The sequence below is a fragment of the Streptomyces sp. NBC_00019 genome, assembly GCF_045041015.1.
Taxonomy (GTDB): Bacteria; Actinomycetota; Actinomycetes; order Streptomycetales; family Streptomycetaceae; genus Streptomyces.
In genome coordinates this window covers 5,671,061-5,687,293 of the sequence record NZ_CP108302.1, presented here as the reverse complement: position 1 = coordinate 5,687,293, position 16,233 = coordinate 5,671,061, and the positions used below count along the sequence as shown (strand labels likewise).

At 71.7% G+C, this 16,233-nt stretch carries 16 protein-coding genes and 1 pseudogene; 6 read left to right on the top strand and 11 right to left on the bottom strand.

Annotated elements, in window-relative coordinates:
* Window positions 1-9 precede the first annotated feature (9 nt).
* Window positions 10-1,518 (top strand): APC family permease, encoded by a 1,509-nt coding sequence (locus tag OHU89_RS26830; protein WP_405646456.1) that lies wholly within the window; start codon window positions 10-12, stop codon window positions 1,516-1,518.
* On the opposite strand, the gene OHU89_RS26825 is transcribed toward OHU89_RS26830, so the two are convergent.
* Window positions 1,519-2,016: a GbsR/MarR family transcriptional regulator gene (locus OHU89_RS26825; protein WP_267015313.1), complete on the bottom strand. Its 498-nt coding sequence runs from the start codon at window positions 2,014-2,016 to the stop codon at window positions 1,519-1,521. It lies immediately after the preceding gene.
* 73 nt (window positions 2,017-2,089) lie between these two features.
* Here OHU89_RS26825 and OHU89_RS26820 point away from each other — a divergent pair, with 73 nt between their 5' ends.
* The 3 genes from OHU89_RS26820 (at window position 2,090) to OHU89_RS26810 (ending at window position 4,918) form a co-directional block, all read left to right on the top strand.
* Window positions 2,090-3,007 (top strand): ATP-binding cassette domain-containing protein, encoded by a 918-nt coding sequence (locus OHU89_RS26820; RefSeq protein WP_405646454.1) that lies wholly within the window; start codon window positions 2,090-2,092, stop codon window positions 3,005-3,007.
* Complete coding sequence (locus OHU89_RS26815; protein WP_405646452.1) at window positions 3,004-4,572, top strand: ABC transporter permease; 1,569 nt, start codon at window positions 3,004-3,006, stop codon at window positions 4,570-4,572. The genes OHU89_RS26820 and OHU89_RS26815 overlap by 4 nt, the downstream gene beginning before the upstream one ends.
* A gap of 70 nt (window positions 4,573-4,642) precedes the next feature.
* Entirely contained in the window at window positions 4,643-4,918 is a 276-nt protein-coding gene (locus tag OHU89_RS26810; protein ID WP_405646450.1) for a hypothetical protein, read from the top strand.
* On the opposite strand, the gene OHU89_RS26805 is transcribed toward OHU89_RS26810, so the two are convergent.
* Together OHU89_RS26805 and OHU89_RS26800 are read right to left on the bottom strand one after the other, a co-directional pair.
* A complete protein-coding gene (locus OHU89_RS26805) occupies window positions 4,901-6,103 on the bottom strand; it encodes a cytochrome P450 (RefSeq protein WP_405646448.1) in 1,203 nt (400 codons plus the stop codon). The two genes, OHU89_RS26810 and OHU89_RS26805, sit on opposite strands and share 18 nt — an antisense overlap.
* A gap of 347 nt (window positions 6,104-6,450) precedes the next feature.
* Window positions 6,451-6,888 carry a VOC family protein gene (locus OHU89_RS26800; protein WP_266889561.1) on the bottom strand — a complete coding sequence of 146 codons (438 nt, stop codon included), beginning with the start codon at window positions 6,886-6,888 and terminating at the stop codon, window positions 6,451-6,453.
* A 151-nt stretch (window positions 6,889-7,039) separates the two neighbouring features.
* Here OHU89_RS26800 and OHU89_RS26795 point away from each other — a divergent pair.
* Window positions 7,040-7,111, top strand: a pseudogene (locus tag OHU89_RS26795) (ATP-binding protein); the annotation flags it as partial.
* 50 nt (window positions 7,112-7,161) lie between these two features.
* On the opposite strand, the gene OHU89_RS26790 reads toward OHU89_RS26795, so the two are convergent.
* The 8 genes from OHU89_RS26790 to OHU89_RS26755 form a co-directional block, all read right to left on the bottom strand.
* The gene (locus tag OHU89_RS26790) at window positions 7,162-7,566 is read right to left on the bottom strand and encodes a hypothetical protein (RefSeq protein WP_405646446.1); all 405 of its coding nucleotides are present in this window, start codon (window positions 7,564-7,566) and stop codon (window positions 7,162-7,164) included.
* Window positions 7,567-7,781: 215 nt separating this feature from the next.
* Window positions 7,782-8,456 carry a response regulator gene (locus OHU89_RS26785; protein WP_405646444.1) on the bottom strand — a complete coding sequence of 225 codons (675 nt, stop codon included), beginning with the start codon at window positions 8,454-8,456 and terminating at the stop codon, window positions 7,782-7,784.
* Window positions 8,453-9,793, bottom strand: coding sequence for a sensor histidine kinase (locus OHU89_RS26780; protein WP_405646442.1), 1,341 nt, complete (start codon window positions 9,791-9,793; stop codon window positions 8,453-8,455). The genes OHU89_RS26785 and OHU89_RS26780 overlap by 4 nt, the downstream gene beginning before the upstream one ends.
* A 124-nt stretch (window positions 9,794-9,917) precedes the next feature.
* Window positions 9,918-10,592: a response regulator transcription factor gene (locus tag OHU89_RS26775; RefSeq protein WP_046262301.1), complete on the bottom strand. Its 675-nt coding sequence runs from the start codon at window positions 10,590-10,592 to the stop codon at window positions 9,918-9,920.
* Complete coding sequence (locus OHU89_RS26770; protein WP_405646441.1) at window positions 10,589-11,926, bottom strand: sensor histidine kinase; 1,338 nt, start codon at window positions 11,924-11,926, stop codon at window positions 10,589-10,591. Before OHU89_RS26770 ends, OHU89_RS26775 begins: the two co-directional genes overlap by 4 nt.
* Window positions 11,919-13,163: an acyltransferase gene (locus tag OHU89_RS26765; protein ID WP_405646439.1), complete on the bottom strand. Its 1,245-nt coding sequence runs from the start codon at window positions 13,161-13,163 to the stop codon at window positions 11,919-11,921. The genes OHU89_RS26770 and OHU89_RS26765 overlap by 8 nt, the downstream gene beginning before the upstream one ends.
* Window positions 13,156-14,277 (bottom strand): alpha/beta hydrolase, encoded by a 1,122-nt coding sequence (locus OHU89_RS26760; protein WP_405646437.1) that lies wholly within the window; start codon window positions 14,275-14,277, stop codon window positions 13,156-13,158. The genes OHU89_RS26765 and OHU89_RS26760 overlap by 8 nt, the downstream gene beginning before the upstream one ends.
* Before the next feature lie 189 nt (window positions 14,278-14,466).
* The gene (locus OHU89_RS26755) at window positions 14,467-15,366 is read right to left on the bottom strand and encodes an alpha/beta hydrolase (RefSeq protein WP_405646435.1); all 900 of its coding nucleotides are present in this window, start codon (window positions 15,364-15,366) and stop codon (window positions 14,467-14,469) included.
* A 197-nt stretch (window positions 15,367-15,563) separates the two neighbouring features.
* Here OHU89_RS26755 and OHU89_RS26750 point away from each other — a divergent pair, with 197 nt between their 5' ends.
* Window positions 15,564-16,172, top strand: coding sequence for a TetR/AcrR family transcriptional regulator (locus OHU89_RS26750; RefSeq protein WP_266889578.1), 609 nt, complete (start codon window positions 15,564-15,566; stop codon window positions 16,170-16,172).
* The last annotated feature ends 61 nt before the right edge of the window (window positions 16,173-16,233 follow it).

Below are 16,233 nucleotides of genomic sequence, written 5' to 3'. Positions count from 1 at the left end.
GCCATCTCGATGGCAGTGGACGAGGGAGTCGCCCCGGCGGCACAGACAGGCGAAGGCGGCACCGTCCACCGGTTGAAGCCCAATGCCATCGGCCTGCTCGGCGTGGTCTTCATGGCCGTCGCGACCGCCGCGCCGATCACCGCGATGACGGGCAACGTGCCCTTCATGGTGTCGGCGGGCAACGGCATCGGCGCCCCGGCGAGCTACCTCGTCGCAATGGTCGTCCTGGCAATCTTTTCCGTCGGCTTCACGTCGATGGCGAAGCACATCACCTCCACCGGAGCCTTCTACGGCTTCATCTCCTACGGCCTCGGCCGCACGATCGGCCTCGCCTCGGGACTCCTCGCGACCTTCGCGTACGTCGTCTTCGAGCCGGCGCTGATCGGCATCTTCTCGACCTTCGCGACGGAGACGCTGCAGGACCAGACGGGGGTCGACGTCCCCTGGTGGGCGTTCGCGGTGCTGATGCTCGCGATCAACGCGACCGGCACCTGGTTCGGCGTCTCGGTCGCCGAGAAGCTGCTCGTCGTCCTCCTCGCGACCGAGGTGACGATCCTGGCGGCCATGGCGATCTCGGTCGCGCTGCACGGCGGCGGCCCGGACGGCTTCAGCCTCGACCCCGTCAACCCGGTCAACGCCTTCCACGGCACCAGCGCCGGGCTCGGACTCTTCTTCGCCTTCTGGTCGTGGGTCGGCTTCGAGTCGACGGCGATGTACGGCGAGGAGTCCCGCAACCCGAAGAAGATCATCCCCAAGGCGACGATGATCTCGGTCCTCGGCGTCGGCGTCTTCTACGTCTTCGTCTCCTGGATGGCGATCTCCGGCACCGGCGAGGCGAACGCCGTGAAGGTCGCCACCGAGAACCCCCTCGCCCTCTTCTTCGGCCCCACCGAGCAGTACGTCGGCCACTGGGCGGTCGACGTCATGCAGTGGCTGATGATCACCGGCTCGCTCGCCTGCGGCATGGCCTTCCACAACTGTGCCGCCCGCTACATGTACGCACTGGGCCGCGAGGGCGTCCTCCCCTCCCTGAAGAACACCCTCGGCCGCACCCACGCCCGGCACGGCTCCCCGCACATCGCGGGCCTGGTCCAGACCGTGGTGACCGCCCTGCTGCTGATCGCGTTCTGGGCGGCGGGCAAGGACCCGTACACCGGTACGTACGTCCTGCTCGCCATCCTCGGCACCATGGCGATCCTCGTCGTGCAGGCCGTCTGCTCCTTCGCGGTGCTGGCCTACTTCCGCAAGCACCACCCCGAGAGCCGGCACTGGTTCCGGACCTTCACCGCCCCGCTCCTCGGCGGCGTCGCGATGCTCGCGGTGGTCGCGCTGCTGGTGTCCAACATGGGCGCGGCGGCGGGCGGCGAGTCCGGCTCGCTGGTGCTGAAGGCGACGCCGTGGCTGGTGGCGCTGGTCGCGGCGACGGGCATCGGGTACGCGCAGTATCTGAAGCGGCGGTCGCCCGAGCGGTATCTGCTGCTGGGGCGGACGGTGCTCGAGGAGACGAAGGAGCGGTAACTACCGCTCGCCGAACATCTGTTGGCGGTGCACCCGCCAGCGCTCCATCATGGCCGAGACCTCGCCGTCGAGAAATTCGAAGAAGGCGAGCGTCTCGGCCATGCGGCGTCCGGCCGGTGTCCCGGCGCCGAGGCTGGCGACGCCCTCCCGCAGGGCCACCTCCCACCGCTTGAGGACGGCCTCGCGATTGGTCAGCGCCTCGTACCACTGGTCGCCCTGCACCCGGTAACGCTCCCGGCGCGAGCCGGGCTCCCGCTCGCGCGCGACCATGTGCGTCTGGGCCAGATAGCGCACCGCCCCGGAGACCCCCGCGGGGCTGACCTGCAACTGCTCCCCCAGCTGGGCGGAGCTCAGCGCGCCCTCGTCGGACGAGAGGAGGGCGGCGAAGACCCTGGCGGGCATCCGCGGCATCCCGGCCTCGACGAGCTGCGCCGCGAAGGACTCGACGAACTTCGAGACCGCCTCCGCGTCCCGCCCACCACCAGCTGTTTCCGTCATGCGGTCATCCTATCCGGGCTTCATACGCTTCCTTAACTTCACAAATTCCTGAAGAAAGCGTACGTTCGGAAACATGACGAAGGCAATCAGCGTCTCGGGGCTCCACAAGTCGTTCGGCAGGACACACGCGCTGGACGGGCTCGACCTGGACGTGGAAGCGGGCGAGGTCCACGGCTTCCTCGGCCCGAACGGCGCCGGCAAGTCCACCACCATCCGCGTCCTGCTCGGCCTGCTGCGCGCCGACTCCGGCGCCACGCAGGTGCTCGGCCGCGACCCGTGGGCGGACGCGGTCGAGGTGCACCGCCGGATCGCGTACGTCCCCGGGGACGTCACGCTGTGGCGCAATCTCTCCGGCGGCGAGGTCATCGACCTCTACGGCCGGCTGCGCGGCGGTCTTCACGCGGGGCGCCGCGCCGAGCTGCTCGAACGCTTCGAGCTGGACCCCACCAAGAAGGGCCGCACCTACTCGAAGGGCAACCGCCAGAAGGTCGCCCTCGTCGCCGCGTTCGCCTCGGACGTGGACCTGCTGATCCTGGACGAGCCGACGTCGGGCCTCGACCCGCTGATGGAGGAGGTCTTCCAGCGGTGCGTGGAGGAGGAGCGGGACCGGGGGCGGACCGTCCTGCTCTCGTCCCACATCCTGAGCGAGGTCGAGGAGCTGTGCGACCGGGTCAGCATCATCCGGCGCGGGCGCACGGTGGAGTCCGGCTCCCTGACCGAGCTGCGCCACCTCACCCGCACCAGCGTGACGGCCGAACTCGCGGGCCCGCCCAACGGGTTGGCGCATCTGCCGGGCGTGCACGATCTCGACGTCCAGACCATGGAAAGGGGTCAGGGACATCGCGTCCGGCTCCAGGTCGAGACCGACAAATTCGACGCCGTGCTGCGGTCGTTGAGCGAGACCGGCGTACGGTCCCTGACCTCGACCCCGCCCACGCTGGAGGAGCTGTTCCTGCGCCACTACCAGGAGGAAGAGGCGACGGCCCGATGAGCACCCTCGCGGGCACGGGTGTGCTGCTGCGCTTCTCCCTGCGCCGCGACCGGGTGATGGTCCCGGTCTGGGTCGCGGTGAACGCGCTGATGGTGCTCTCCATGCCGAGCAGCCTGAAGAACCTGTACGGCACCCCGGCGGAACGCACCGACCTCGTCCACCAGGTGGCGACCAACGCCTCCTTCCGGGCGCTGATCGGACCGGTCTTCGACACCTCGCTGGGCGCCCTGACGGCCTGGCGCGTCGGCGTCTACGCGGGCCTGCTCGCGGCTGTGATGAGCCTGCTGATCGTCGTACGGCACACCCGGGACGAGGAGGAGAGCGGCCGCCAGGAGCTGGTGTCGTCCGGGACGGTGGGCCGCAGGGCGTCCCTGACGGCGGCGCTGCTCGCGGCGGGGGTCGCGAACGGCGTACTCGCACTGCTGGTGACGGCGGGCCTGGCCGGACAGGGCTTCACCGGGGCCCTGGCTCTCGGACTCGGGATCGCCTGCGTCGGCATGGTCTTCGCCACGATGGCCGCGATCGTCGCGCAGCTGACGGAGAGCGCGCGGCTGGCGCGCGGCCTGACGGCCGGGGTGCTGGGTGCGGCCTTCGTCCTGCGCGCGGCGGGCGACTCGGCGACGGACGACGGCAGTTCGGTCCTGACCTGGCTCTCCCCGCTGGGCTGGCTGGAGAACCTGCGCCCGTACGCCGGCGAACGCTGGTGGGTCCTGGCGCTGTTCGCCGCGGCGGTGGCCGTGCAGGGGGCGGTGGCCTACGGGTTGACGGGCCGCCGGGACGTGGGCATGAGCTTCCTGCCGACCCGCCCGGGACCGGCTGCGGGCCGTCTGGGCAGTGCGGGCGCGCTGGCCTGGCGGTTGCAGCGGGGCAGTGTGTACGGCTGGAGCCTCGCCTTCTTCCTCGTCGGCGTCGTCTACGGCGGCTTGACGGACGGCGTGGCCGACCTGGTCGGCGACAACGCCGGCGCCCGCGAGATCTTCGAGCGGATGGGCGGCCAGAGCGGTCTGACGGACGCGTTCCTGACGTCGATGGTCGGCATGATGGGCCTGATCGCGGCCTTGTACGTGGTCGGTTCGGTGCTGCGGCTGCACGGCGAGGAGACGTCGGGCCGCGCGGAGCCGGTACTGGCGAACTCGGTGAGCCGGATGCGGTGGGCCGCCGGCCACCTGACCGTGGCTTTCGGCGGGGTGGTGCTGATCATGCTGCTCACCGGTCTGGGCTTCGCCGTGGGCTACGGCCGGGAGGTCGGGCCCATCCTCGGGGCGTGCCTGGTCCAGGTGGCCGCGGTGTGGGTGATCGGCGGGCTGGCGGTCGCGCTGTACGGGCTGCTGCCGCGTCTGGCACCGGCGGCGTGGGGCGTCGCGGGCGCGGTCCTGCTCATCGGCTGGGTCGGTCCGGCGCTGGACGCTCCGCAGGCGGTGCTGGATGTGTCGCCGTTCGGGCATCTGCCGAAGTTGCCCGGTGGGGAGATGAGTTGGGGGCCGGTGCTGGTGCTGGTCGGGCTGTCGGTGGTGCTGGTGGCCGCTGGGCTGGCGGGGTTGCGGAGGCGGGACATGACGACGTGACGGGCGGGGGGACCGGGGCCTCGCTCCTCCTGTGAGAACCGCAGGAGGAGCGAGGCGCGTCCCTCCGTGCATGGGACATCGACCGGACCCCCGGGACCGACGGAACGCGGTGACGTGCGGGGGCTGTCTGCTGTCGGCGGTGGGCGCGCTGGTGGCGACCCTCGTGTGGGCCGCCTCGCCCCGCACCGAACGTCATCTGGGCGGCGGCTTCGAGGGCGAGGGCACCGACTACGGCGCCGTCCTCGTCGAGCTCCCCCTCGTCGCCCTCACCGGAGCGCTCCTGCCGGCGCTCGTCTCCGTCGTGATCGCGTATCTGGTGGGCCGACGGTCAGACCTCCACGGCTAGCCCTTCCAGCCCCCTGATCACGAAGTTCGGCTTCCGCTCCGGCTCGGCGGCGAGAGCGAGTGCCGGCGCCTTCTCCAGCAACGCCGTCATCGAGGCCGCCAGCTCGATACGGGCCAGCGGGGCACCGATGCAGTAGTGGATACCGGCGCTGAAGGAGATGTGCGGGTTGTCCTTGCGGGTGAGGTCGAGCTTCTCGGGGGCCTGGAAGACAGCCGGATCGTGGTTGGCGGAGCCGAAGAGCATCGCGACCTCCGCACCCCTCGGGATCGTGGTCCCGTCGATCTCGATGTCGTCCAGCACCCAGCGCTCGAAGAGCTGGAGCGGGGTGTCGTGGCGCATGAGCTCTTCGATCGCGGACGGGACCAGGGTGTGGTCCGCGCGGAGGGCCGCGAGCTGGTCGGGGTTGTGGAAGAGGGCGTACCAGCCGTTGACGGTGGCGTTGACCGTGGCCTCGTGCCCCGCGTTGAGCAGCAGGACGCAGGTCGAGATCATCTCCTGCTCGGTGAGCCGGTCGCCCTCGTCGTGGGCGGCGATGAGCCCGGAGATCAGATCGTCGCCGGGGTTCTCACGCCGCTCGGCGATGAGCTCGCGCAGGTAGTCGGAGAACTCGACGGAGGCGCGTACGGCTCTCGCGGCGACGTCCTCGGGCGGGTTGAGCTCGTACATCCCGCAGATGTCGGCGGACCAGGGGCGCAGCGGAGCCCGGTCGGCCTCCGGGATGCCGAGCATCTCTGCGATCACGGCGACGGGCAGCGGCTCGGCGACATCGGTGAGCAGGTCACCGCCGCCCTTCTCGACCAGCCCGTTGACGAGCTCTCCGGCCAGCTGGGTGACGTACGGCTTGAGCTGCTCCACCGTGCGCGGGGTGAAGGCCTTCGAGACCAGGCGGCGGATGCGGGTGTGGTCCGGGGGCTCCAGGTCGAGCATGCCGTGGTCGTTGAGCGTGTGGAACGGCTCGTGTTCCGCCGGGGGCGCCGTCCGCGCGAAGTCCTCGTGCGTGAACCGGTGCTGATACGTCCGCCCGAGCCGCCGTTCCCGCAGCAGCGCCGAGACGTCGGCGTGCTGCGGGACGAGCCACTGGTTCGTGGGCTCGTAGTACTGGACACGCCCCCTGGCGCGCAGGTCGGCGTAAGCGGGGTACGGGTCGGCGAGGAAGTCCGGGTCCCACGGGTCGAAGGCTGCCATGCCGGGACGCTAGCCCGACCTTCCCCCTTCTGACCAGGGGTGTCTCAGCGGGGCGATGCCGAGACCGGCGCTGCCCGGCGCGGCCGTGGGGGCGCCGGGCACCGGCGGTGCCGCTCTGGCGACCGGGTTATCGGGCCGTGGTCGGGCTCGGACACAGCTCCGCGCCGAGCACGTGCGGTTGCTGCGCGAACCTCGGCGGGCCGCGTACCACCTGCCCTGACCGCCGCCGCGTTCCAGGCGGAAGCCGCACTGCTCGTCTCACGCGGCGAGGTGTACCGCTGGATCCGGAGCCTGGAGCGCGGAACCGCTACAGCGGAACACGAACGGGCCGAGGAGAAGGGGCTGGTCTAAGGGGCCCCGCCGAAGTCGGGAAGGGTGACCGTGCCGTCCTCGGCGAGGGGGAAGCCGGGGTTGTGGGCGATCTCCCAGGCGTGGCCGTCGGGGTCGGTGAAGGCGGAGGAGTAGAAGCCGATGGCGTTGACCGCGGCGGGCTTGGTGACGGTGCCGCCGGCGGCTCGAACGGTGGCGAGCAGTTCATCGACCTCGGCCTCGGACCGCACGTTGTGCGCGAGGGCGATCCCGCCGAAGCCCTGTGTCTTTCCGGGCTCCAGCCCACAGTCCTCGGCGAGCTTGTCCCGGCCCCACAGGACCAGTCCCAGGCCGCCCGCCTGGAAAAAGACCGTCTCCTGGACTTCCTGGCCCTGCCAGCCGAGGGCTTCGTAGAAGGCCTTGGACCGGGCGAGGTCGGAGACGCCGAGGGTGATCAGGGTGACTCGCTGTTCCATGAGGGGCGGCCCTTCAGGTGGGAGATGAGGGCGGTGAAGGCGGGGGTGGGGAAGGAGGTGGATTTTCGCCAGTTCATCACAGTCACCCTATGCAAGAGCGCACGGAGCCGCTCCAACTGCGTTTCTGCGTCGATGTCGAATTCAGCAGGGCAACACCAAAGGCCCCGCCGCCCTACGCGTCCGCTGGTCGGACGGCGTACTGCGGATCGGGGCCTGGGATGCGCCTGTGCCAGCCTCTGGGGCCGGTGCGAACTGGCCTCGGCGTGACGGTTGTCAGCAGCTGGAGGCCGTGTCGATGCGGACGCCGGTCACCATGGATGAGGATCCGAAGTGGTAGGTGCTGTTCGGCGCCAGACAGACGTAGTACGTCACCGAGTCGTTGATGTAACGCAGGTAGGCGCGGTCGTCGTTGCGGGTGTTGCGGACATAGTTGGCGCCTCGGCTGGCGGAGCCCAGGGTCTGGTAGGAACTGGTGACGTCCTGGTACGCCGCCGTGGAGTCGCCGGCGCTCCAGTCGCTGTCGGTGAGGTAGAAGCAGACACGGGGCCAGCCGCATCCGTTGTAGTCGTAGGCCGAGGCGGCCGGCGCCGTGGCCAGCGTGGCGGTGGCGAGGGCAGCGGCCGCCGTCGCCATGACGGCCACCCGCTTGGTCGTCCTGCTCTTCAGTCGAACACGCACAAGGAATCAGCTCCTCGTTTCGCCCAGGTGGGCTCAGGTCCGGTCAGGCACACCTGACTGTCTCCTGGCCCCAGGCGCCGGGATACCTACAACTGTGCAGGTTCCCCGCACCGCCGCCCTGCGTAAGGCTGTCTTCCGCACCGCGAACATCCAGGGCACTGCGACAGACCTCAAAGCTGCCGGGGTAGGGCGATCCGATCTCGCAGTAGGGCGCCCTATCCCGGCTTCACCAACCGTGCCTCGTACGCGAACACCGCTGCCTGTGTCCGGTCCCTCAGCCCCAGCTTCACCAAGATCCGGCTGACGTGGGTCTTGATCGTCGACTCGGCCACCACCAAACGCTCGGCCATCTCCGCGTTGGACAGGCCCTGGGCGATCAGGACCAGTACCTCTGTCTCCCGTTCGGTCAGTTCGCCGTAGGCCGCCTGGGCGCCCGACATCAGTCGCGGCCCCTCGGACAGCTTGGAGAACTCGGTGATCAGGCGCTTGGTGACCGAGGGGGCCAGCAGAGCCTCGCCGGAGGCCACCACCCGCACGCCATCCGCCAGTTGACGGGCCGAGGCGTCCTTGAGCAGGAAGCCCGAGGCGCCCGCCCGAAGCGCCTGGTACACGTACTCGTCCAGGTCGAACGTCGTCAGCACCAGCACCTTCGCCGCACCGTCCGCCGCGACGATCTCTCTCGTCGCCTCGATGCCGTTCAGCTCGGGCATGCGGATGTCCATCAGCACGACGTCCGGGGCGAGTTCACGGACCCGGTCCACCGCCTCGCGGCCGTTGACCGCCTCGCCGACGACCTCGATGTCCGGCATCGCGTTGAGCAGGACGGAGAAGCCCTCGCGCACCATCATCTGGTCGTCCGCGATCAGCACGCGGATGCTGCCCTGCCTCATGCCTCACCTTCGCTCGCCAGGGCGACGGGGAGGAACACCGTCACCTCGTAACCTCCGTCGTCCGTCGGGACCGCCGTCATCTCGCCGTTCAGCATCGACACCCGCTCCCGCATGCCCGTGATGCCGTGCCCGGCGCCGGGCGAGGGCTTCAGCAGCGCCCGCGCGGGCGGCGGGTCGTTGACTATGCGCAGGCCCAGACCGCCCAGGACATAGCCGATCTCCACACGGGCGCTCGCGCCGGGCGCGTGGCGCAGGGTGTTGCTCAGGGCCTCCTGGACTATTCGGTACGCCGACAGCTCGACGCCCTGCGGCAGTTCACGCACCGCCCCGGTCACCGTCTTCTCCACGCTCAGGCCGGTGTCCCGCACATTGGCGAGCAGCACGTCGAGGTCGGCGAGGGTGGGCTGCGGGGCGTCCGGGGCCTCGTAGTCCTCGGCGCGGACCACGCCCAGGACGCGGCGGAGTTCGGTGAGCGCCGCCACCGCGTTCTCCCGGATCGTCGCGAACGCCCGCTCCAGCTCCGGCGGCGGGTTCTCCACCCGGTAGGGCGCGGCCTCGGCCTGGATGGCGACGACCGACATGTGGTGGGCGACCACGTCGTGCAGCTCGCGGGCGATGGTGGTGCGCTCCTCCAGCAGGGTGCGCTTGGAGCGCTCCTGCGCGGTCACCGTCTGCTGCGCGGTCACCTCCTGCCGGGCCTCCCTGCGGGTGTGCCAGACGGCGACGACGAGCAGGATCAGTGCGGAGAAGACCAGCATGGGGGCGGTGTCGTCGCCGTAGTAGGAAGCCGGTCCGAAGGCCACGTCCGCCACGAAGCCGTACGCCGCGGTGACGGCCCACAGGTAGGCGGCCGTGCGCGGTCTGGTGCGTATGGCCACGACCGTCAGCACGGTCAGGTGGCAGGCGAAGCCGGCGGGCAGCCAGGGGTAGCCGTCATAGGTGTTGCCGAAGACCTGGCTGACCGGAGTGGCTGCCATGGACAGCCAGAACGCTCCGACCGGCCGGAGCATGCTCAGCAGGATCGGGAGCACGGCGAGCGGACCGAGCAGGAGGGCCGCGTCGCCGGTGTCGACCGTGGCCATGAGCAGGGTGATCACGGCGATCGTGGTGATCACGGCGTGCGGTGTCCAGGCCACGTACTCGCGCAGGCGGCCGGGCAGCCGCCGGGTCAGCGGCCCGTCGACCCGCATCCGGGGCAGCGGGCGGTAGGCGAAGGCGTCGTGGAACAGGTCCTGCCGCAGCCCGCGCAGGGCGTTCGCGGCCAGCCGGTACTCCGGGCTGCGCGGCTTGGCCCCGTCCCCCGGTGGCGGCGTCTGCATGTGGGTCGTCTCGGTCACATACAGAACCGTAGGCGGAGGCGGGGGCCGCGGTCGTCACCAGTGAGAGGGGTCCTTCGGGATCCGTCTCAGGTACTACGGGTCCTGCCCGGGCCCGTGACCGGGACGGCCCGCTGCCGTGCGCTCAGTACCCCGACGGCCGCACCAGCCCCGACTCGTACGCGAACACCGCCGCCTGCGTACGGTCCCGCAGCCCCAGCTTCACCAGGATCCGCCCCACATGGGTCTTCACCGTCTGCTCCGCCACCACCAGCCGCGCGGCGATCTCCGCGTTCGACAGGCCCGCCGCGATGAGCGCCAGGACCTCCGTCTCGCGCTCGGTCAGGTCGCCGACGCGTTCCTTGAGCGGACCGCGGGGGCGGTCGCCGAGGCGGGAGAACTCGGTGATCAGGCGCCGGGTGATGCCGGGCGCGAGGAGGGCGTCGCCGGCCGCCACCACCCGGACCGCCTCGGCCAGCTGGTCCGCGGAGGCGTCCTTCAGGAGGAAGCCGGAGGCACCGGCGCGCAGTGCCTCGTAGACGTACTCGTCGAGGTCGAAGGTGGTCAGCACGAGCACCCTGATCTCGGGGGTCGCCTCGGTGATGCGGCGGGTGGCCTCGATGCCGCCGAGCTCGGGCATGCGGATGTCCATCAGCACGACGTCCGGGGCGAGTTCGGCGACCCTCGCCACGGCGTCCAGACCGTCGACCGCCTGGCCGACCACGTCGATGTCCGGCTGGGTGTTGAGCAGCACGGTGAAGCCCTGCCGGACCATCTGCTGGTCGTCGGCGATGAGTACGCGGATGGGGCTGCTCGTCATACGGTGCCGTCCTTGAGATCGCCGGTCGGGAGGAACGCGAACACCTTGTAGCCGCCGTCCGGAAAAGGGTGTGCGGTCATGGAACCATCGAGCATCCCGACCCGTTCCCGCATGCCGAGCAGCCCGTGCCCGGCGCCGGGCGAGGGCGCCGCTGCCTGTGTCGGCGGCGAGTTGACGACCTCCACGATCAACCCGTAGGCGGTGTACCGGAGTTCGACATGGGCGACCGCGCCCGGCGCGTGCCGCAGAACATTGCTGAGCGCCTCCTGCACGATCCGGTACGCCGACAGCTCCAGGCCGGGCGGCAGCGTGCGGGGCTCGCCCCGTACGTCGACCTCGACGCGCAGTCCGGCCGCCCTGGTGTTCTCCACCAGGGCGTCGAGCCGGTCGAGGGTGGGCTGCGGGGTGTGCGGGGCGGTGCCGGTGCCGGGCTCGACGGGGTCCGGGGAGTCGGGGTGCTCGGAGCGCAGGACGCCCAGGACGCGGCGGAGTTCGGTGAGCGCCTCCAGCGCGTTCTGCCGGATGCCGGCGAGGTTCTCCTTGAGCTCCTCGGACGGGTTCTCGACCAGGTGCGGGGCGACCTGGGCCTGGATGGAGATCACCGACATGTGGTGGGCGACCACGTCGTGCAGTTCGCGGGCGATCCGGCTGCGCTCCTCCAGCAGGGTGCGCCGGGCACGCTCCTCGGTGGTGAGGGTGGTCTGCTCGACGAGTTCCTGACGGGCCTCGCGGCGGCCGCGCAGGGCGATGCCGAGCACGACGACGACCAGGGCCAGGGCGACCGCGAGGACCCCGGTGGACTCATAGTGCGAGCCGCCCCACAGTCCCTCCAGGGCGTAGGTGGCCAGTGCGGTCAGGGCCAGCGCCTCCACGGCGACCCGGGTGCGGACGCGCAGGGCGAGCAGCAGGAGCACGAGCAGGTGGGCGATGAGCCCGGCCGCCGTCCAGGGCCAGGTGAAGCCTCTCGCCGGCCCCCCGAGTTCGCCGTGCACGGCGATGGCTCCCGTCACGGTGGCCGTCAGGGACAGCCACCACGCCGGGATCGGCCGCCACATCGCGAGGACCACCGCGCCGCCCTGGCCGAGTGCGACGACAAAGGCCCACCCAAAGGCCATTCCGGCGCTGTCCTGGAGCTGGGGCAGTGCGCCGGCCGTGACGCCGAACGCGGCCAGGCAGAGCAGACCGTGCGGCAGCCAGCGCAGCCACACCGACGGGGGCAGCGGATCCGCGCGGGTGGTCCACAGGTCCTCGCGCAGCAGGCGCAGCCAGCGCAGCACACGGCCCATGACCACGTGCTGGATCCCCGTTTCCGTCACGCGCCCCACCCTAGACACGGGTCACCCCCACCGGTGTCTCGCGGTCGGACGGACGGTGTGCCCGGACCACTCGTGAGCTGCTCGCCTTCCGTGGAGTCCGGCTCCGGCGGCCGCCCTGTTCGTAGGAGCGGAACGCGGTCCAGCAGACGGCGAGCGCGAGCGCGAACACCGGGAGCCAGGCGAGGCGGGCGGCGACCCAGCCGAGGCCGTCCGGGACGGTGTGCAGTCCGGGCAGGCGGCCGGCGAGGAGGCCGGTGGCCGTGGTCGCCATCAGAGCCGTCTGGTGCCAGAGGAAGATCGTCATCGCGGAGAGGTTCACCAGGGCGATCGCCGCCCAGGCCGTCGGGCGGCGCATCGCTCGACGCAGCCGGTCGCGCAGCAGCAGGGCCAGACCGCACTGGGCCAGACCGAAGGTGACGGCGGCCAGCGTGGGCGGGTTCAGATTGGAGACCGGGGCGCCGGGGACGCCGACCATCGACGCCGGGTAGCCGGCCCGGACGATCAGGATGGCGGTCACCGCCGCGCCGCCGGTCAGCAGGATCCAGCCCGAGCGTCGGCGGTCCAGTTCGCCGCGGGTCCAGGCCGCGCCGAGGGTGTACGGGACGAGCCAGCCCGCCGCCACGTTGACCCAGCCGAGCCAGGAGGGGCCGCCGAGGCCGAAGCGGAGCAGGTCGACATGGAGGACGACGGCCAGTGGCCACAGGGGGCTCAGCCGGGTCAGCAAGGGGGTCGCCGCCGTCAGCGCGGCGAACACGACGAGGAACCACAGCGGCGACAGGGCCAGCTTCACCAGGGTGTGGACCGTCCCGAACTCCGCGCCCGTGAGCAGCAGGCCGGCGGCGATCACCGTCCACAGGGTGAGGACGGCGGCGACCGGTTTGAACAGCCGGGACAGCCGGGCGGTCAGCCACTCGCCGTACGTCGTGCCACGCGCCCGCGCCGAGGCGTGGCTCTTGGTCGCCACATGGCCGCCGACCAGGAAGAACACCGCGAGGGTCTGGAAGGCCCAGGAGATGGGGGCGAGCCACGGCAGGTGCTGGAGCGGGCTCGCGGTGTGCAGGGCGCGGCCGTCGGCGACCAGGGCGGTCACCAGCCAGTGGCCGAGGACCACGCCGAGGATCGCCAAGGCGCGCAGGGCGTCCACGGCACGGTCGCGGCCGGCGGGCGTGGCCTCGTCGACGCGGGCGGCGCCCTCGCGTACGGCCGCCCAGCCCTGTCGTATGCCGCTTGTGGAGCGTGGGGTCGTGTCACGCACGGGTCACCTCCGAGGTGTGTCCCAGGACGATCCGGGCCAGGTTGGTCAGGGAGACCGAGCCCGGGGTGAAGTAGTCGCTGTGGCCGCCGTCGCCCGCGGCGAACACCTGCGCGCCGAAGGCCGGGGACACGGGGTCGGTGCCGAAGCCGACGGTGATGCCGAACAGGTTGGTCCTGACGTGCGGGACCTCGGCCACCCAGTCGTCGCTGCCGCGTGCCGCCCAGACGCGGGCGCGGGTGCGCAGGCCCGCGGCGTCGTCGGCTCCGGTGCCGGGGCTGCCGAGGAGGACCAGGTCGGTCGCGTCCAGGTCGGTGGCGGTTCGGGCGCAGACGACCGAGCCGTAGCTGTGGCAGAGGAGGGAGACGGTGGCCTGCCGGCCGGCTATGCCGTGGAGTTGGCGCACGAACCCGCGCAGGTGGGGGGCGGCTTGGTCGGCTCGGCCGGTGGTGGTGACGGTCGGGCTGATCGTGGCCGGGGTTTCGTAGCCGAGCCAGGCGATGACCGCCGTGCGGGGGTCGGTGCGGGTCAGCTGCTCGTGGAGGGCGGCCGCGGCCCTGTGGAAGCGGTCGTAGGTGTCGAGGGAGGTGTCGGAGCCGGGGACGAGGACGGCGATGTGGTCCGCGTGGGCGAGGTCGCCGAAGACCTCGGTGGCCTGGCCGGAGCCTCGGCCGTCGAAGTGGAGGAAGTGCCGGGAGGGGGCCGCCAGGGCTCGGTCGGCGGCGGCCCTCGCGTCGTCGCCGTGGGCCGCGGCCATGCGGGAAGCCTCCGCGGCGTTGGCACGGTTTGCCGCGTAGGCCTCGTCCAGTGTGGTTGCCATCAGGGGGGCGAGGGTCGCGGGGGCCGGGGCCGGGATCTCGGCGTGGGTCGCGGCGGAGAGGGGGAGCACCACGGCGCCGGTGATGAGGGCGGCGAGGGCGGCTCGGCGCCATCGGTGGGTGCGGCGGCGTGAGGGCTGGGCGGGGGCGGATGCGCTCGCGGACTCCGCGGACTCCGTCGCCGACGAGGTGCGCGGCGGCGACGGCTCATCGCTGCGCGGCTGTTCCTGCCCGCTGCCGCGTCGGACCCGCGCGGTCGCCCTCGGCGCCGCTGCCCTGACCCCCGTCGCGAACGCCACGGCCGCCTCCCTCCCAGACGGCCCGTCCATCGGGCTTGTCTGGTGGGGAAGTTACGGATCCGACCGCGTCGTCCACGTCCCGCCGGGGAGCCAATTCGCGACGTAGCTCTCAGGTACTACGGGTATCAGAGGTGCCGGGTCAGCCCCGGCTCAGCGCCGCCGCAGGCGCCGTCACCGGGCCGGGTCTCTTCACCACGCCAACTGCGCGATCTCCTCCACGACCACCGCACACGCGTCCGCCGCCGGATCGATCAGCGGGAAGTGACCGACGTCCTCCAGCAACGTCAGCCCCACCACCTCCCCCGCCTTCGCCGCCGCGTCCGCGTACGCCTCGGCGACGGCCTCCGGCACATCCACATCCGAACGCCCCTGGACGAGCGTCGTCGCGATGCCGGTCGGCAGCAGCAGCGCGGGGTCCGCATACGGCCGCCGCTCCCCGAAGTGCGCGTCCCCGCCGACGAGTTGCAGAGCGGCGCCCCCGCACACGTCCAGCTTCCCCGCGACCGTGAAGTCCGCGATCGGAGCCAGCGCCACCACGCCCCGCAGCGGCGTGGGCCGGTCCGTGCGCCACGGTGCGTCCGCGGGCAGCACATGACGGGCCGCCGCCCACAGCGCCAGGTGACCGCCGGCCGAGTGCCCGGTGATCACCATGCGCCGGGGATCGGCCTGCGGCAGGAGCCGCCGTACGAGATCGGGAAGCGCGTCCAGCGCCGCCGCGACATCGTCGAACGTGTCCGGCCACCGCCCCGCGACAGGCCCTGCGACGGACCCCGCGCCCGGCTCCGGCCCGCCCTGTCCCGGCAGCACCGCGCCCCTGCGGTACTCGACGTTGGCCACCGCGAACCCCCGCCGCGTCAGGAAGTCCGCGAACGGGGTGATGTGGCGCCGGTCGTACGGCGCGCGCCACGCACCCCCGTGCAACACGATCACGAGCGGCGCCAGGCTGACGTCACCCTTCGGTGTGTAGAAGTCGATCACCTGGTCGGGGTGGTCCCCGTACGCCGCGCTGACGTCGGGGTCGACGGGCGGGTGGGAGAAGGCCGACTCCTCCTCGGCGGCGGCGCGGGCTGCTGCGGAGTCGTCCGGCATGCTCCAACCTCTCAGCGACGTAACGTATTTGGACGAGACGGATTGGCGGACCTGGAGAGAATTCGGCCGTTGGCGGGGACGGTACCAGGCCGGTGACGTGCACGGACAACGCGGATGTCACGCTCGGTGAGGGTTAAACGGTTCTACTGTGTCGTTACTCTGGCGCCGGAAGCCCAGCGCGCACCAAGGAGGCCGTTATGTCCGCCGAGCCCGGCACCCTGCGTCCCGGAGGGCGTACCGCACGTGTCCGTGCGGCCGTGCTGCGGGCGGCCGGTGACGTGCTCGCCGAGCAGGGATTCGCGTATCTCGATCTCGCGGACGTCGCCCGCCGGGCGGAGGTCGGCAAGACCACCGTGTACCGACGGTGGGGCTCCGTCACCGCACTGGTCGCCGATCTGCTCGCCGACATGGCGGAACAGTCGCTGCCGCGCGAGGAGACCGGGTCCGTACTGGGCGACCTCCAGGCCAACTCCCGCCTGGTGCAGCGCACTCTCGCCGACCCCCGACAGGGCGCCCTGTTCCGCGCGGTGATCGCGGCGGCCACCTGCGACGAACGTACGGCACAGGCCCTGAGCCGCTTCTACGACGTCCGGGTCGCGGAGTGGGCCCCCTGTGTCGAACAGGGCGTACAGCGTGGGGAGTTGCCGCAGGGCACCGACGCGGAGGCCGTCGTACGAGCGGTGTCGGCACCGCTCTACTACGCGCTGCTGACCACCGGAACGCCCCCGGACCCGGCAGCGGCCGACCGCGCCGCCCGAGCGGCCCACGCGGCAGCCCTGGCGGGGGTGTACGCCACCGCCAGGTGACCGGCGTGCCCCGCACCGGCAGGCTGTCGCGACCCGGCACTCAACCGGCGACCGCCGAACC

Excerpts from the sequence above, each read along its gene's own strand:
- OHU89_RS26805 (WP_405646448.1), bottom strand. The coding sequence starts at position 6,103 with ATGGCAGCCTTCGACCCGTGGGACCCGGACTTCCTCGCCGACCCGTAC.
- OHU89_RS26820 (WP_405646454.1), top strand. The coding sequence starts at position 2,090 with ATGACGAAGGCAATCAGCGTCTCGGGGCTCCACAAGTCGTTCGGCAGG.
- OHU89_RS26810 (WP_405646450.1), top strand. The coding sequence starts at position 4,643 with ATGGGACATCGACCGGACCCCCGGGACCGACGGAACGCGGTGACGTGC.
- OHU89_RS26785 (WP_405646444.1), bottom strand. The coding sequence starts at position 8,456 with ATGAGGCAGGGCAGCATCCGCGTGCTGATCGCGGACGACCAGATGATG.
- OHU89_RS26775 (WP_046262301.1), bottom strand. The coding sequence starts at position 10,592 with ATGACGAGCAGCCCCATCCGCGTACTCATCGCCGACGACCAGCAGATG.
- OHU89_RS26830 (WP_405646456.1), top strand. The coding sequence starts at position 10 with ATGGCAGTGGACGAGGGAGTCGCCCCGGCGGCACAGACAGGCGAAGGC.
- OHU89_RS26815 (WP_405646452.1), top strand. The coding sequence starts at position 3,004 with ATGAGCACCCTCGCGGGCACGGGTGTGCTGCTGCGCTTCTCCCTGCGC.
- OHU89_RS26800 (WP_266889561.1), bottom strand. The coding sequence starts at position 6,888 with ATGGAACAGCGAGTCACCCTGATCACCCTCGGCGTCTCCGACCTCGCC.
- OHU89_RS26825 (WP_267015313.1), bottom strand. The coding sequence starts at position 2,016 with ATGACGGAAACAGCTGGTGGTGGGCGGGACGCGGAGGCGGTCTCGAAG.
- OHU89_RS26755 (WP_405646435.1), bottom strand. The coding sequence starts at position 15,366 with ATGCCGGACGACTCCGCAGCAGCCCGCGCCGCCGCCGAGGAGGAGTCG.
- OHU89_RS26750 (WP_266889578.1), top strand. The coding sequence starts at position 15,564 with ATGTCCGCCGAGCCCGGCACCCTGCGTCCCGGAGGGCGTACCGCACGT.